Here is a 14,431-nt window from a genome sequence, read left to right as displayed (position 1 = left end):
TTACAGGAGATCGTTATGCAAGTTGCAGACGTCTTTAAATTTAAAAATCCTGAAATAAAAGCACTGCACCTGACCTGGATTGCGTTTTTTATCACCTTCTACGTCTGGTTCAATATGGCTCCTCTGGCCAGCAGCATGCTGAAAAGTGTTAACTGGCTGACCGCAGAAGACCTGAAACTTTTTGCTATCTGTAACGTAGCGCTGACCATTCCGGCACGGATTATTGTTGGCATGGCGCTGGATCGCTTTGGCCCGCGGCGGGTGTTCTCTGTGCTGCTGGTTACCATGGCTATTCCGGCGCTGGTATTTGCTTTTGGCGAAACACGCACCCAATTACTGGTCAGCCGTCTGGTGCTGAGTTCTATTGGTGCCAGTTTTGTGGTTGGTATTCATATGACTGCAATGTGGTTCAAACCTAAAGATATTGGTTTTGCCGAAGGCTTTTATGCCGGCTGGGGTAACTTTGGTTCAGCTGCAGCAGCTATGACCTTGCCAACGATTGCCATTACCATGTACGGCGGTGATGACGGCTGGCGCTGGGCAATTGCACAGAGTGCATTTGTGATGGCGGCTTACGGCGTTTATTACTGGTTTGCCATTACCGATGGTCCGGTCGGCACCGTGCATCGTAAACCGCGGAAAACCGCTGCACTCGAGGTCAGCAGCTGGGGTGACATGGTTAAGTTGATTCTGTGGACCATTCCTCTGGTGGGTATTCTGGCTGTGCTGGTATGGCGTATCCAGAAACTGGGTTATCTGGATGCGACAGGTGCGGCTATTGCGTATGCCGTTATTGCTGCCATTGTGGTTTATCAGATTGTGCAGATTCTGCGGGTAAATGTACCGATTCTGAAAAAAGGTGTACCGGAAGACGATAAATATCCGTTTAACAGTGTGGCTGCCCTGAACAGTACCTATTTCGCTAATTTTGGTGCAGAACTGGCGGTTGTTTCTATGCTGCCGATGTTCTTTGAAAAAACCTGGAGTCTGTCTCCGACCGCTGCGGGTTTAATTGCCGCTTCTTTTGCCTTCGTTAATCTGGTTGCCCGGCCTATGGGTGGGCTGGTTTCCGACCGTCTGGGTAACCGTCGTTTTGTGATGCTGAGTTATATGCTGGGTATTGCGATAGGCTTTGCATTAATGGGGCTGTTGAATTCTTCCTGGCCGTTGGTTATTGCCGTTGCGATTACGGTATTTACTTCATTTTTCGTACAGGGAGCGGAAGGTGCCACTTTCGGTATTATTCCATCCATTAAGCGTCGTCTGACCGGACAGATCTCCGGTATGGCGGGTGCTTATGGTAATGTGGGGGCAGTGTTTTATCTGACCATCTACACCTTTGTGGATGCGAATCAGTTCTTCTTTATTATCGCTGCCGGTGGTTTTATCAGCTGGCTTGTTTGCCTGATGTGGCTGAAAGAGCCGGAATCCGCTTTCTCTGACGAATATTATGTATCGTCAGTCGACAGGCAGATTGAGCAGGAACTGAAAGCCTGAAAGCCAAAGCTCTAAGGAGTGTTATGAATATGTCCTCTGTATCCGCCCACCCTTTGTGGGGCCAGGCGTTCCGACCGATGTTTCTGCTGGGAGCCGCCTTCAGTGCTCTGGCTGTTCTGCTCTGGGGGCTGGCGTTGCAGGGGATTGTTCTGCTGCCGGGTAGCAGCAGTATTTTCTGGCACAGCCATGAAATGTTGTTTGGTTTCGCTTTGGCCATTGTCGCAGGGTTTTTACTGACCGCCGTACAAAACTGGACCGGGCAGCGGGCAACCCATGGCCGGCCACTGTTATTGCTGACACTTTTATGGCTCGCTGGCCGGCTGTGTATGTTAGCCGGTGATCTTTTGCCCTGGTGGTTTACCGCGCTGGTTGATATGGCATTTATGCCGCTGGTCGCCTGGTTTTTCTGGCGACTGTTGTTTGCTGTTAAACAGCAACGGAATTATTTCTTTGTACCGGTGTTGTTGCTGATGACCTTTGCCAATGCGGTGATGCATTGGGGCAATGCGGTGCAGGATATGTCACTGGTGCAGTGGGGTAGTCACAGTGTCAGCTGGATGCTGATATTAATGATTACAGTGATTGGCGGTCGGGTAATGCCGATGTTTACCGCCAATGGCAGTATGACGCCGAAAACAGAAGCGCTTCCCTGGCTGGAGAAACTGGTGCTGGGGGCGAGTTGGCTACTGCTTGTGATTTATTTACTGCGCCTTGATCAGGTGTTGCCTCCTTTTGTACTGGCATTGCTGCTGACGTTGACGGCTGTTAGCCAGGCGCTGCGGATTGCCCGTTTACGTATCCAGGTTACCTGGAAAATCCCGCTGCTGTGGTCATTGCATCTTGCCTATTGGTTTATTCCACTTGGCCTGCTGTTGCTGGCGATGCACTACCTTGGCTGGCCGGTTACCTTCAGTGCTGCCTTGCATGCACTGACCGCCGGAGCGGTTGGCGGAATGATTCTGGCCATGATTGCCCGCGTGTCACTGGGGCATTCCGGCCGGCCACTGCAACCAAGGCCGTTAATGTCACTGTCGTTTGCGCTGCTGCTGCTGGCTGCGCTGCTGCGTTCTCTGGGAGTGATACTCTGGCCACAGCAGTCTTTGCTGTTTTACAGCCTGTCGGCCTTGTTGTGGAGTAGCGCTTTTATACTCTTCGTCTTTTGTTATGCGCGCATTCTGCTTGGTCCACGGCCGGACGGCCGCGCGGGCTAAGTCATTGTGCCAATATTCTTTAGCCGGGTAATAACCCGGCTTTTTTCTTTCTGCATTGCCACTGCGCCATAAATGGCCATTGCGCTGACGGCCCTTTTCCTGATCGTCCGTTCTCTGTATCGGATACCCATGTCGGAGTAGCTTGCGAATAAAATTGATCTGGATCAATTTTATTCGGCCGTATCTCGTTAGTCTCTGTCCATATCTTGTGTCTGCTTATTATTTAAGGCACTACATATGGGGTTTTATGTATTTCAGTCGTGAACAGGTGGTCTTCCAGGAAGTGCCGGGAGAAGTCTCTCTGGCCTACACCATCAGCGGTTGCCCGCTGCGTTGTCCCGGTTGCCACAGTGCCGATACCTGGCCCGCGATGGCGGGTGAACCGCTGTCCGAAGAGTACTTCCGGCAGCGTCTGGAGACATACACCGGTCTGATCAGCTGCGTGCTGTTTATGGGTGGAGAGTGGCATGAAGCGCAGCTGTTACTGTTGCTGAAGCTGGCCCGCCGGCAAGGACTGAATACCTGTCTTTATACCGGGCTCGATACGGTTGCTCCGTGCCTGCAGGCTGAGCTGACCTACCTGAAAACCGGTCCCTGGTTACGGGATCTCGGGGGGCTGGAGTCTCCCTTAACAAATCAGCGTTTTATGGATTTACGCAGCAATCGCTGCCTGAATCATAAATTTCATCAATAACAATTGCCTACTCTGAAGGAGCGGAATCATGCTGAAACTGAGCGCAGAGCACATTAAGCATAAGCTGGATTTTATTGAACATTATCTGGCTGCACAAAATGCCGCCGACGGTTCGCGGATGGATGCCAATGCCAATGTGACCGAAAAGAATATCGCCACGCTCGAAGCGGAGATGATGAAAGATTATTTTGTGCAGATTAACCGTGCGCAGGTTTCAGCAAAAATTGCCGATTTATTCGGGGATGATCTGGCACAGGAATATATCCGCCAGATAGAGAACCATGAGATTTATGTACATGATGAAACCAGCCTGAAGCCCTATTGTGTATCGGTAACTATGTATCCGTTTTTACTGGACGGGCTGACTAAGCTTGGTGGCGAATCTCAGGCACCGAAGCATATTGAATCGTTCTGTGGTTCATTCGTCAATTTTGTCTTCGCTGTCAGCAGCCAGTTCGCTGGCGCGGTGGCTACAGTCGAATTTTTAACTTACTTCGACTATTTTGCCCGTAAAGATTATGGCGATGATTATCTGAATACCCACCGTCAGCAGATTGCCAACCATCTTCAGCATGTTGTGTATGCCATCAATCAGCCGGCTGCTGCCCGGGGTTATCAGAGTGTGTTCTGGAATCTTTCGCTATACGACAAAAACTATTTCGACAGCATGTTTGGTGAGTTCGTCTTCCCTGATTTCAGCAAGCCCTGCTGGAAGACGCTGGATAAACTGCAGCATTTTTTCCTGGATTGGTTCAATGCTGAGCGCAGCAAAAGCATTCTTACCTTTCCGGTTGTCACCGTGGCGATGCTGACCGAAAAAGGGCAGTGTAAAGATCAGGACTTTGCCCGCAGTATGGCCGCTCATCTGAACCGGGGCAGCTCTTTCTTCGTCTACCTTTCCGACAGTGCAGACAGCCTGGCATCCTGCTGCCGCTTACGCAGTGAAATCAGCGACAATACATTTTCTTACTCGCTGGGAGCCGGTGGTGTGGCAACCGGTTCTATTAATGTAATTACAGTTAATATGAACCGGCTGGTACAGGATGGCCGTGATCTTGCCGAAGAAATCAGTAAAGTGCAGCGTTATCAGGTGGCCTATCGTCGCTTAATGGAAGAGTACCTTCAGGCCGGAATGCTGACGGTTTACAACGCCGGATTTATTAATCTGGACAAGCAATTCCTGACTATCGGCATTAACGGTATGGTCGAGGCTGCCGAATCGCAGGGGTTGGTTGCCGGTAATAATCAGGCGTATAAAAACTTTGTCAGAGATCATCTGAAAGTGATTTATGAGGCCAATAAGGCCGCTAAGCTTGAATATGGATATATGTTTAACACGGAGTTTGTTCCGGCTGAAAACCTGGGCATCAAAAATGCCCGCTGGGATAAATCCGATGGCTATCGTGTGCAGCGGGATTGCTACAACTCCTATTTTTATCAGGTCGAAGATGAGCAAACCAATGTGCTGGATAAGTTCCAGTTGCATGGCCGTGAGCTACTCGATTATCTGGATGGCGGATCGGCACTGCATCTGAATCTGGAAGAAAAACTGAGTGAAGACGGTTATCTGGCCTTACTGAATATTGCGGCCCGTACCGGCTGTAATTATTTCTGCGTGAACGTCAAAATCACCATCTGTAACGAATGTGAAAAAATTGATAAGCGGACGCTGGAATATTGCCCGGCCTGTGGCTCTGACGATATTGACTATGGCACCCGGGTTATTGGCTATCTTAAACGCACCTCTGCGTTCAGCGCCGGGCGCCGTAAGGAGCATTCCATCCGTCACTATCACCGTCAGCAACGTCAGGAAAATCCGGGTAATCGTCAGCGTTTACAGGCTGTCAGCTGATCTGCGTCATGGTCTGCGCCGGTCTATCCCCTGCGGGGTATAGATCGGCGATGTCAAAACGCGTTTCATCAGAGACTCCTGACACGGAGTTGCTATGACGCTTAATTTATACCAGCAAACCAGTCACCCGATGACTCCGGAATATCTGGATCATGAAGCGCAGAATCTGCGTGATCAGAATCCGGAACTGGCGCTCTGGGCTGCCGGTCTGGGAGTGATTGAACACCGCCCGGCTACTCAGATTCAGGCACACCTGATGGCTGAGTCGTTGCTGCAAAAAGGATTAATTGCTGATACCGGATATTTTTTTCAGCGTTTGCGTGCTCTGGATTGCCTGACCCAGCAGGCGATGTGGCTGGTGGTGCATATGACCTATGCCCGCCGAGTCTATACCGATGGCCGTAATCTCACGCCTCAGGATTTTAAAACCCACCCACGCGGACATACCGGCGGCGCTCTGAATATGGTGCCGGCCTATGCCGGTTTGCTGGCGTTAAATCATTTTACCGGCCAGCCGCGGGATTGGCTGATGGGGCAGGGCCACTGCGTTGCTGCCATTGATGCTTTGCAATTGCTGACTGGCACCGCAGCACCTGAACGTCGCCGACAGTATCCGCTGGATGATGACGGCCTGAGTCGTTTTGTCGCCGATTGTTATGACACGCGTCTGGATAATACCGGACAGCGGATATCAACACTGGGCGCCCACGTTAATGTGCATACGGCCGGTGCGCGAATGGAGGGAGGTTATCTGGGCTTTGCCGGAATGCAATATGCGCATATGCCGCTGCCGGGAGAGCGTCTGGTCGCTTTTTTAAGTGACGGAGCCTTTGAAGAACAGCGCGGTACCGACTGGGCCGCGCGCTGGTGGCGTGGAGAAGATACCGGCCTGATTGCGCCGGTAATGATTGCCAATGGCCGGCGTATTGATCAGCGCACGACCATTGCCCAACAGGGTGGCTGCAGCTGGTTTGTCAGTCATTTACGTAATCAGGGCTTTGCGCCTTTTGTGATTGATGGGCGGGACCCTGCGGCCTTTATGTGCGCCATTTATTATATGGAGATTCAGCTGTCCCAGGCGTTTGAACGTATCCATCAGGGCGAAGCGCAATATCCGGTTGCCTTGCCTTACTGTATTGCTGAAACGGTAAAAGGGTTTGGCTTTCCTGCGGCCGGCACTGGCGCCGCGTATGGTTTGCCGCTGGGAGCCTATCCGGCAGAAAATCCGGAAGCGCTGGCCTTTTTTCATCGGGGAGCAAAAGCATTATTGCAACCGGATGCGCAATGGCGCGAAGCCGCTTCTTTATTGGGGCAACCTAAACAAAAAAGCACGCCTATGCTGGCCGTTAATTGCCCTGAACCGGAATGGGCTGACCGGCGGGAATCCGCTATGGCGGCTATCGATCGTTATTTTATTGAATTAACCGAAGTTAATCCGCGCTTGCGGGTGCGGGTTGGCAATCCTGATGAGCTGCGCGGCAATGGTATGAGCCAGACGCTGGATCAGTTCCGTCACCGCGTTACCCGCCCAGAAATTACCGCCGCAGAAGCTATCGATGGCTGTGTTATTACGGCTTTGAATGAAGAGGCCGTTGTCAGTGCCTGTCTGGCGAATCAGGCGGGTATTAATCTGGTTGTTGCCTATGAAGCCTTTGCCATAAAAATGCTGTGTGCTTTGCGGCAGGCCATTATTTTTTCACGCCAACAAAAAGAAGCGGGGGATGCAGCAGGCTGGCTTGGCTTCCCGGTTGTGACCACCTCGCTTATCTGGGAAAACGGCGAGCATGACCAGAGCCATCAGGATTCCAGTTTATCGGAAGGACTGATGCTTAAAATGGCCGATATGGCACGGGTCGTATTTCCTGCTGATGCCAACAGTGCGATGGCCTGCCTGCGCACCTGCTATGGCGATTTAGGGGTGGTCTGGAATCTGGTGGTTACGCGCAGTGTGATGCCACAGTTTTTTTCTGCCCGGCAAGCTACCCAACTGGTTCAGGATGGTGCTGTCTGTCTGCGCGGACATTGCGGCGCTGAATTGCAGCTGGTTGCCTGCGGTGCCGTGCAACTGCAGCAAATGCTGAAAGCCTCCGACCGCTTACGTCAGCAGCGGGTAGCGCATTCACTGATTTATTTATTAGAGCCTGGACGTTTCCGTCAGGCGCGCGACCGTTGGGAAAAATCAGCACTGGCTGATCCGGCGGTTGTGCGCGCACTGTTTCCTGCCAGAGTGCGTTACCGGGTTTTTCTCACCCATGGCCGGGCTGAGGTGCTGCTGGCAACCTGTCGGCAACTGGATCTGGGCGCGCAACGAACCCGGGCATTGGGGTATATCAACCGTGGCGGCACACTGGATACTCAGTCGCTGTTATTTGTAAACGGCTGCACCTGGGCTCATGCTCTGGCAGCACTGGCAGAATTATGTGGTCAGAAACCAACGCTGTGGCTGACCGAAGAAGAGTGGCGGGCGATTGATGGGCGCGGCAACCCCTACCATGTTATTCCGGAGCCTTTATGATTCCGGCGACGACCAGCGCTGAGCGGCCTGGTTGTCACTGTCTTTTGCTTCCACCCAATAGCCGGCTGCTGTTGTCTGTTCTTTTTTCCAGAACGGCGCGCGGGTTTTCAGAAAATCCATAATAAATTCACAGGCGCGGAAAGCGGCTTCGCGGTGAGCACTGCTGACCAGTACCAGCACAATCTGCTCGTTAACGCTTAATGTACCAATGCGATGAATAATGGTGATATTGCCGAGGGGCCAGCGTTGCCGTGCCTGTTCGGTGATCTGCAATAATGATTTTTCGGTCATGCCCGGATAATGCTCCAGCGTCATGCTTAATAACGAGTCGCCGGCCAGCTCGCGAACACTGCCGATAAAACTGACGATGGCTCCGCAACCAGCCTGATTACCCAGCGCTGCGTATTCGTCTGCCAGATTAAAATCTTCCTGCTGCACTTTTATCCGGGTTGAATGTTGCATATCAGCCACCGGTTACCGGAGGGAAAAAAGCAATTTCATCACCGGCAGTAATTGCTTCGTCAGGTGTGCACAGTTGCTGGTTACGGGCACAGAGCAGATCAGGCCTGGCCAGTGCTGAGTCCCAGTTCTCTCCCTGGGCGCGTAATTCCTGTATTAAACCGGCAATACTTCTGGCTTCGCTTTGCCAGTTAAGTTGCCCGCAATCAAGGGTTTCGCGCAGGGCGGCAAAAAAAACAATATTAAACATGATCAGATTCTCCGCTACGCAGCCAGTGGCCGCTTTTACCGCCTTGCTTTTCCTGCAGGCGGATATCACTGATGACCATCGCCGGATCAACCGCTTTGCACATATCGTAAATGGTCAGGGCTGCGACAGATGCCGCCGTGAGCGCCTCCATCTCCACGCCGGTCTGGCCGCGCAGACGGCACAGGGTCGTGATATGAATTTCCTGTTCTGAAAGAACAAAATCTACACTGACTTTGCTCAGGGCCAGCGGATGGCAAAGCGGAATTAAATCGCTGGTACGTTTGGCCGCCATAATGCCGGCGATGCGTGCCGTTGCCAGTACATCACCTTTTTTAATTTCAGCCTGCTGAATACGGGCGATAACATCCGGGCGAGTGATGATTCTGGCGCTGGCATAAGCGCTGCGCAGACTGCTTTCCTTGGCCGAAACATCGACCATGTGAGCATGACCGTGCTGATCAATATGGGTCAGATCTGACATAAAATTCTCCAGGCCCTAACACTCATTAAACAGGCCCGATTCAATTGGTGAGGCCTAACGACAGGCATTAACAGGGCTGTTTTTAACATGGGCAACGAAATTACATGGCCCGGTGCGGCTGTCCAGCTGTGGTGCGATCAGCGCTTCCCAGGCCTGGCGGCAGGCGCCGCCAGAACCGGGAACAGCAAAAATAAGGGTTTTATTGGCAATCCCGGCCAGTGCCCGGGACTGCATACTGCTGCTGCCAATATCGGTAAAACTTAACTGCCGGAATTGCTCGCCGAAGCCCTCGACCTCTGCATCAAATAAAGGGCGGATGGCTTCTGGTGTGCAGTTGCCCTCAGAGAAACCGGTGCCGCCATTAATAATAATGACCTGAATATCCTGACTGGCAATCCAGTCGCTGATGCAGGCGCGGATGTCATAACGGTTATGCTTTAACAGGGCGCGGGCGCGGATTGTGTGGCCGCTTTCCTGAGCCAGTGCCAGCAGCAGATTGCCACTGCTGTCTTCGGCCGGAGTGCGATGATCCGACAGTGTCAGAATGGCAATGTTTAAGCGGAAAAATTCTTTGCTGGTATGTTTACTCATATTAATGACCGCCTTGCGAAGCGTGACAGGCCAGCTGCCAGTCTTCGGGAGTATTTGTATTCAGCAACAGCTGTGGTGATGGGCAGGGAATTGCTCTGGCCGCACAATAAGACAGCAGGGCACCAACAGAACGCCGTCCTTTTTCATGCAGTTGTTTTGCAATATAAGACTGTAAATCGCTGCTGTTATGCAGCACGCAGGGCAGATAATGATCTTTAAAGAAAACCGGCTGCTCCTGTGAATGACGTATCAGAGTGCGCAAAAGTGCTGCCGTCATCCAGGGCATATCGACAGCCAGTACCAGTACACGCTCATGTTTGCAGAATGGCAGCAGAGTATGCAGGCCAGACAGGGGCCCATGCCCTGCCTGCTGGTCGGGAGTGCCCAGTTGCGGATGGCTGAGCTGAATATCGTCACAACCCGCCTGTTGCAGCCGTACCTGCTGCAACATCCATAGCGGGAGGCCGTCCATCGGCAGCTGCGCTTTATCGGTCCCCATGCGTGAAGAGCGTCCACCGGCAAGAATAATGGCACTGAACATATCTCACCCCCCGATCATGGCCAGATGACGGGTCTGGCCACTGCGTTGCTGATGCAGATAGTGGCTTTCTTCTTTTCCGCCAATGGCCCGCTGTAAAAATGCTTCGACCGGTGCAGGATCGTCGCTTTGCAACAGCTCACGCAGACTTTGATGCTCGTCGGCAAATAAGCAGAGAAATAATTCCCCTTTACTGGATACGCGCAGGCGATTGCAGCTGCTGCAGAAATCTTTACTGTAAGGCATGATAAGTCCGACCCGGCCAGCATAATCCGGATGGGCATATTCCAGCGCCGGACCATCGGTGGTTGCCTTAGGCTGCAGTTGCCAGCCATCCCCGGTCAGCTGCTGACGGATAAATTCACCGCTTAAATGCTGTTCCTGATAGAAACCGGCATTATCGTTGGTCCGCATTAATTCAATAAAACGCAGTGATACAGGCCGGTCTTTTATAAAGCGCAAAAAGCCAGGAAGAGAATGGGTATTGTGCTGGCGTAATAATACGGTGTTCAGTTTTACTTTCTGAAAGTTCAGCTGCAGAGCCTGATCGATCCCCTGCAAAATATAATGCAGACGATCGGCCCCGGTGATGCGTGAAAAAATAGCAGGGTCAAGGCTGTCGACACTGATATTCAGGGCATCCAGTCCGGCTTTTTTCCAGCCGGATATTTCTTTCTGCAGATTGTAGCCATTGGTAGTCAGGGCAACCTGTTCTATGCCCGGTACTGATTTGCATAAGCTGATAATTTCGCTGAGATCGCGGCGCAGTGCCGGCTCTCCTCCGGTCAGGCGAACCTTCCGGGTACCCAGGCGGGCGAAGGCGGTCAGCAGGCGGCGGACTTCATGGATATTCAGATCAGACTCAGCTGTATCACAATCATTACCTTCTGGCAGGCAGTAGGTACAACGGAAATTACAGCGTTCAGTCAGCGACAGGCGCAGGTAAGTGAAGCGCCGGGCAAAACGGTCGGTCAGCATAAGACACCTTTCCAAGCATGGGAGGAAGCTGGGTTTCCCCTGAATCCCGGTGGCAGTATTGCCACGGCTGAGCTGCCATAACTCACCGATGAGGGGAGTGAGCGTTAGGCAGATCAGCTCGGCGTCAGTTGAATATAGCGGTATGAGGGGGCTGCTACTATCCGCTTCCCGGGATAGTGACATGCCTCTTTATGGGTAGGTCACTGCAGCCTGATGTCCGCTGAAAAGCAGCTGATCCCGGCAGTAACGGATGTCCCGGTGTGTCAGCATCATATCTGCAAGGGTTTCGCTGCCGCGCACATCACCGGCAAGAATAAAACCGATAATGCGATCTCCGGCAATGATAATCTTGCGGTAGATGCCACACTCCGGAATATGCATCGTGAGGCACTGATTGTTCTTTTCGGCGTTCAGGCTTCCGGCATAATGAATGGCGAATTTATTGACCGAAATCCGGTGTGGCAGATCTGGTTTGCCAAGCCAGAGTGCCCGCAATAGCGAAAACTGATCGGAGTGCTCGTTCGTTTTTCGCCAGCAGCGGGAGGCAAACATATTAAGAATTGATTCAGGCGGTGTGAAATGATCTCCGCCATCGGGCAGATCCAGACTGTCAGTTGGAGAGATTTTTATGTTCTTGGTTTGTATCTGAGCATGACGGATTTCTTTATTTCTGCTGCTAAGCGGCATGTAAATTACAGGTATGGTTTTGGGGATGGTGTTTTTTTCTTCAAGCGGAATTATTTTAACGCCAGAGTTTTTTATCTCTCTGTAAATCAGCCGCTGAATATGTTTGTCAAACCCGGGGTTTATAAGGGCGGCTTTGTCGGCAACCAGGTATGCCGGAAATCCTGCACGGGCAACACTGGTTGCATATTGGATTGCCAGTTCAGAGCTGCCGATGATGGTGATACCGCCGGCTTTCTGTAAATGGTTCTGGGCGAGCTGAATATTTTCAGGCGTGTGCAGTGGAATATACAGACTCAGCTCTCCGGCCGTTTTCAGTACCGATACATGCCTGGCATCAGGACGTGTATCGACGACGGCAGCATAATTCATGTCGGGTTCTGTATGGCGGCAGATATAGCGGATTTTCCTCGCGTGATACCACTCCGGCGGAGTTTCCATTTCTGCTATCGGCAATACACCGGCAAGCAGCTGAGGAAGGCAGTGACGAGGGAAATACCGGTGGTCGGATTGTGACAGCAGGTGAATATGGCTGAAACAATTACTGGCTGAGAGTTTGTCCTGCAGCCGGTGTGAAGTGTTGTTGTCGCCGATGATAAGAATGTTTTTATTATTTCCCGCCATGTCGAATGCCTCTGACCTGACGGTGATATTGGGCCGGATACTATGCACAGGCAATACTAAAGAACGCATACCTCATAAAGGGTATAACGATTTTCACCCGATTTAATCTCAATTGACTTTGATTGGGTGCGCCTTAGTATGGAACGATAATCAGCGAAAACGGTTAAAAAAATGGATAGCAAAAAATCGACAATCATGTTGGTTGATGATCATCCCCTGTTGCGTAAAGGATTAAAGCAGTTGCTTGCATTTGAGGATGACCTTGAGGTTGTCGCCGAAGCCAGCAGCGGTGCAGAAGCAATTGATCTTGCTGTTGAAGATGAGCCGGATCTTATTATTCTGGATCTTCATATGCAGGGTATGGATGGTCTGCAGACACTGACTAAATTACGCGACCGGGGCATTACCTCCAGAATCGTTATGCTTACTGTTTCGGATGCTGATGACGACGTACTTACCGCCATTGGTCAGGGAGCTGATGGTTATCTGCTGAAAGATACCGACCCGGATATGCTGCTGGAGCAGATTAAGCAGGCTGTCGGCGGCAAGATGGTGTTGAGTGAAGCGGTGACCAAGGTTCTGGCTGCTGCTATTCGCCGTCCGGCGGTGCGTCCTGCATCTGAACTGGATGCCCTGACCGGACGTGAAGTTGAAATTCTGGAATGCATTGCCAAGGGTATGAGCAACAAAGTTATTGCCCGCGAGCTGGATATTTCCGACGGTACGGTCAAGGTTCATGTAAAGCATCTGCTGAAAAAACTCGGATTGCGCTCCCGTGTGGAAGCGGCGGTCTGGATGGTGAACCAGCAGGGTGAAGATAAGGGGTGAGTATGCAGTCTGTCGCCGATGCTGTTGCCGGTATGCTGGCGGCGACATCCGGATATGCCCTGGGTGAAGAGAGTGTCGCTCTGCAGCAACTGGACGGACGCATTCTGGCAAAACCTCTTTATGCACCGGAAACCGTGCCGGCGTTTGATAACTCGGCGATGGATGGCTATGCGCTGCACAGCCGCGATGCAGAGCTCCTCTGCAGCACCGGTTTAACGCTGGCTGGTGCGGCACTGGCGGGGCATCCCTTCCGTGGTGTGCTGCAACCGGGACAGGCGTTACGGATTATGACCGGCGCCGAAATGCCGGCCGGCGCCGATACCGTCATTATGCAGGAAGATGTGCAGGTCGATGTGCAGGCAGATGGCGAGCGTATTGTTTCGCAGGCACCACTCCACCCCGGCAGCCATGTACGTCATGCCGGCGAAGATATCCGTCGCGGTGAGGTGATGCTGGCCGCCGGACAACGTTTAACTCCGCTGCATATTGGCTTATTAGCCAGCGTCGGTCTGGCGCAGGCTGAGGTCTTCCGTAAATTACGGGTTGCCCTGTTCTCCAGTGGCGATGAATTATGCCAGCCGGGCGACTCCCGCCAGGCACATCAGATTTATGACAGCAATCGCTTTGCTTTACGGGCGATGCTGGAGCGTATGCCGGTTGAAATTATCCACTTTGCCTGGCTGCCGGATACCCTTGAGGCCATGCGCTCTGCCATTGCTGCAGCAGCACAGGAAGCCGACGTTATTATCACCAGCGCCGGTGTTTCAGTCGGTGATGCCGATTATACCCGTCAGGTGCTGGATGAACTGGGCGAGGTTAATTTCTGGCGGGTTGCCATGAAGCCGGGGAAACCTTTCGCTTTCGGACGCGTAAAAAACAGCTGGTTTTTTGGTCTGCCGGGCAATCCGGTATCGGCCATCGTAACCCTGGATCAACTGGCTCAGCCGGTATTGCGCCAGTTGTGTGGCGAACGTGTTCAGGCGGCGCTGCCGCTGCTGGCAACCGCTGCAGAAGCCTTCAGAAAACAACCTGGAAGGCAGGACTTTCAGCGCATCCGTCTGGACTCTGAAGCGGGTGTATTAATGGCCTCGCCGTGTGGCAGTCAGGGTTCTGGCCTGTTGCATGGTTTTGCTGATGCTCAGGGGTATGCCGTACTTGAAGCGGAGCGCGGTCATGTCGCGCCGGGTGAGCAGGTTCGTGTAATGCCTTTGGGTACATTATTGAATTAA

14 protein-coding genes and 1 riboswitch are annotated in these 14,431 nt (G+C 52.3%); of the genes, 7 read left to right on the top strand and 7 right to left on the bottom strand.

Translation table 11 applies throughout. The features are described 5' to 3' along the window. The first annotated feature begins 15 nt into the window (after nt 1-15). From HUF19_RS16555 to HUF19_RS16535, 5 genes are all read left to right on the top strand, one after another. Nucleotides 16-1,497, top strand: coding sequence for an MFS transporter (locus HUF19_RS16555; protein WP_260997619.1), 1,482 nt, complete (start codon nt 16-18; stop codon nt 1,495-1,497). Between the two features lie 23 nt (nt 1,498-1,520). Further along, nucleotides 1,521-2,708 carry an NnrS family protein gene (locus HUF19_RS16550; RefSeq protein ID WP_260997618.1) on the top strand — a complete coding sequence of 396 codons (1,188 nt, stop codon included), beginning with the start codon at nt 1,521-1,523 and terminating at the stop codon, nt 2,706-2,708. 247 nt (nt 2,709-2,955) lie between these two features. Continuing rightward, nucleotides 2,956-3,402: an anaerobic ribonucleoside-triphosphate reductase activating protein gene (gene nrdG / locus HUF19_RS16545; protein WP_260997617.1), complete on the top strand. Its 447-nt coding sequence runs from the start codon at nt 2,956-2,958 to the stop codon at nt 3,400-3,402. Between the two features lie 28 nt (nt 3,403-3,430). After that, entirely contained in the window at nt 3,431-5,254 is a 1,824-nt protein-coding gene (nrdD, locus tag HUF19_RS16540; protein ID WP_225691039.1) for an anaerobic ribonucleoside-triphosphate reductase, read from the top strand. Between the two features lie 94 nt (nt 5,255-5,348). Next, nucleotides 5,349-7,769: a phosphoketolase family protein gene (locus HUF19_RS16535; RefSeq protein ID WP_260997616.1), complete on the top strand. Its 2,421-nt coding sequence runs from the start codon at nt 5,349-5,351 to the stop codon at nt 7,767-7,769. Here the strand turns inward: HUF19_RS16535 and moaE are convergent. The 7 genes from moaE to HUF19_RS16500 form a co-directional block, all read right to left on the bottom strand. Further along, nucleotides 7,764-8,231, bottom strand: a complete 468-nt coding sequence (moaE, locus tag HUF19_RS16530; protein WP_260997615.1) for a molybdopterin synthase catalytic subunit MoaE — start codon at nt 8,229-8,231, stop codon at nt 7,764-7,766. The genes HUF19_RS16535 and moaE overlap by 6 nt on opposite strands. A gap of 1 nt (nt 8,232) precedes the next feature. Then, complete coding sequence (locus HUF19_RS16525; RefSeq protein WP_260997614.1) at nt 8,233-8,478, bottom strand: MoaD/ThiS family protein; 246 nt, start codon at nt 8,476-8,478, stop codon at nt 8,233-8,235. Further along, complete coding sequence (moaC, locus tag HUF19_RS16520) at nt 8,471-8,959, bottom strand: cyclic pyranopterin monophosphate synthase MoaC (RefSeq protein ID WP_225691036.1); 489 nt, start codon at nt 8,957-8,959, stop codon at nt 8,471-8,473. The genes HUF19_RS16525 and moaC overlap by 8 nt, the downstream gene beginning before the upstream one ends. A gap of 54 nt (nt 8,960-9,013) precedes the next feature. Further along, nucleotides 9,014-9,550, bottom strand: coding sequence for a molybdenum cofactor biosynthesis protein B (gene moaB / locus HUF19_RS16515; protein ID WP_225691035.1), 537 nt, complete (start codon nt 9,548-9,550; stop codon nt 9,014-9,016). A gap of 1 nt (nt 9,551) precedes the next feature. Further along, nucleotides 9,552-10,091, bottom strand: coding sequence for a molybdenum cofactor guanylyltransferase (gene mobA, locus HUF19_RS16510; RefSeq protein WP_260997613.1), 540 nt, complete (start codon nt 10,089-10,091; stop codon nt 9,552-9,554). A gap of 3 nt (nt 10,092-10,094) precedes the next feature. After that, nucleotides 10,095-11,066 (bottom strand): GTP 3',8-cyclase MoaA, encoded by a 972-nt coding sequence (moaA, locus tag HUF19_RS16505; protein ID WP_260997612.1) that lies wholly within the window; start codon nt 11,064-11,066, stop codon nt 10,095-10,097. Further along, nucleotides 11,055-11,202, bottom strand: a riboswitch (molybdenum cofactor riboswitch). It overlaps the preceding gene by 12 nt. Nucleotides 11,203-11,255: 53 nt before the next feature. Beyond that, nucleotides 11,256-12,443, bottom strand: coding sequence for a hypothetical protein (locus tag HUF19_RS16500; RefSeq protein ID WP_260997611.1), 1,188 nt, complete (start codon nt 12,441-12,443; stop codon nt 11,256-11,258). 102 nt (nt 12,444-12,545) lie between these two features. Here HUF19_RS16500 and narL point away from each other — a divergent pair, with 102 nt between their 5' ends. After that, nucleotides 12,546-13,202, top strand: coding sequence for a two-component system response regulator NarL (gene narL, locus HUF19_RS16495; protein WP_260997610.1), 657 nt, complete (start codon nt 12,546-12,548; stop codon nt 13,200-13,202). 2 nt (nt 13,203-13,204) lie between these two features. Next, complete coding sequence (gene moeA / locus HUF19_RS16490; RefSeq protein WP_260997609.1) at nt 13,205-14,431, top strand: molybdopterin molybdotransferase MoeA; 1,227 nt, start codon at nt 13,205-13,207, stop codon at nt 14,429-14,431.

Origin of the sequence: Thalassolituus hydrocarboniclasticus, from assembly GCF_025345565.1 — a bacterium.
GTDB lineage: Bacteria > Pseudomonadota > Gammaproteobacteria > Pseudomonadales > Oceanobacteraceae > Venatoribacter > Venatoribacter hydrocarboniclasticus.
The sequence above is the reverse complement of the archived record's forward strand: the minus strand, read 5'-3'. Positions and strand labels throughout refer to the sequence as shown.

Coding starts and splice junctions, on each gene's coding strand:
- moaA (WP_260997612.1), bottom strand. CDS start 11,066: ATGCTGACCGACCGTTTTGCCCGGCGCTTCACTTACCTGCGCCTGTCG.
- mobA (WP_260997613.1), bottom strand. CDS start 10,091: ATGTTCAGTGCCATTATTCTTGCCGGTGGACGCTCTTCACGCATGGGG.
- HUF19_RS16555 (WP_260997619.1), top strand. CDS start 16: ATGCAAGTTGCAGACGTCTTTAAATTTAAAAATCCTGAAATAAAAGCA.
- HUF19_RS16525 (WP_260997614.1), bottom strand. CDS start 8,478: ATGTTTAATATTGTTTTTTTTGCCGCCCTGCGCGAAACCCTTGATTGC.
- nrdG (WP_260997617.1), top strand. CDS start 2,956: ATGTATTTCAGTCGTGAACAGGTGGTCTTCCAGGAAGTGCCGGGAGAA.
- nrdD (WP_225691039.1), top strand. CDS start 3,431: ATGCTGAAACTGAGCGCAGAGCACATTAAGCATAAGCTGGATTTTATT.
- moaB (WP_225691035.1), bottom strand. CDS start 9,550: ATGAGTAAACATACCAGCAAAGAATTTTTCCGCTTAAACATTGCCATT.
- moaE (WP_260997615.1), bottom strand. CDS start 8,231: ATGCAACATTCAACCCGGATAAAAGTGCAGCAGGAAGATTTTAATCTG.
- HUF19_RS16500 (WP_260997611.1), bottom strand. CDS start 12,443: ATGCGTTCTTTAGTATTGCCTGTGCATAGTATCCGGCCCAATATCACC.
- moaC (WP_225691036.1), bottom strand. CDS start 8,959: ATGTCAGATCTGACCCATATTGATCAGCACGGTCATGCTCACATGGTC.
- HUF19_RS16535 (WP_260997616.1), top strand. CDS start 5,349: ATGACGCTTAATTTATACCAGCAAACCAGTCACCCGATGACTCCGGAA.
- moeA (WP_260997609.1), top strand. CDS start 13,205: ATGCAGTCTGTCGCCGATGCTGTTGCCGGTATGCTGGCGGCGACATCC.
- narL (WP_260997610.1), top strand. CDS start 12,546: ATGGATAGCAAAAAATCGACAATCATGTTGGTTGATGATCATCCCCTG.
- HUF19_RS16550 (WP_260997618.1), top strand. CDS start 1,521: ATGAATATGTCCTCTGTATCCGCCCACCCTTTGTGGGGCCAGGCGTTC.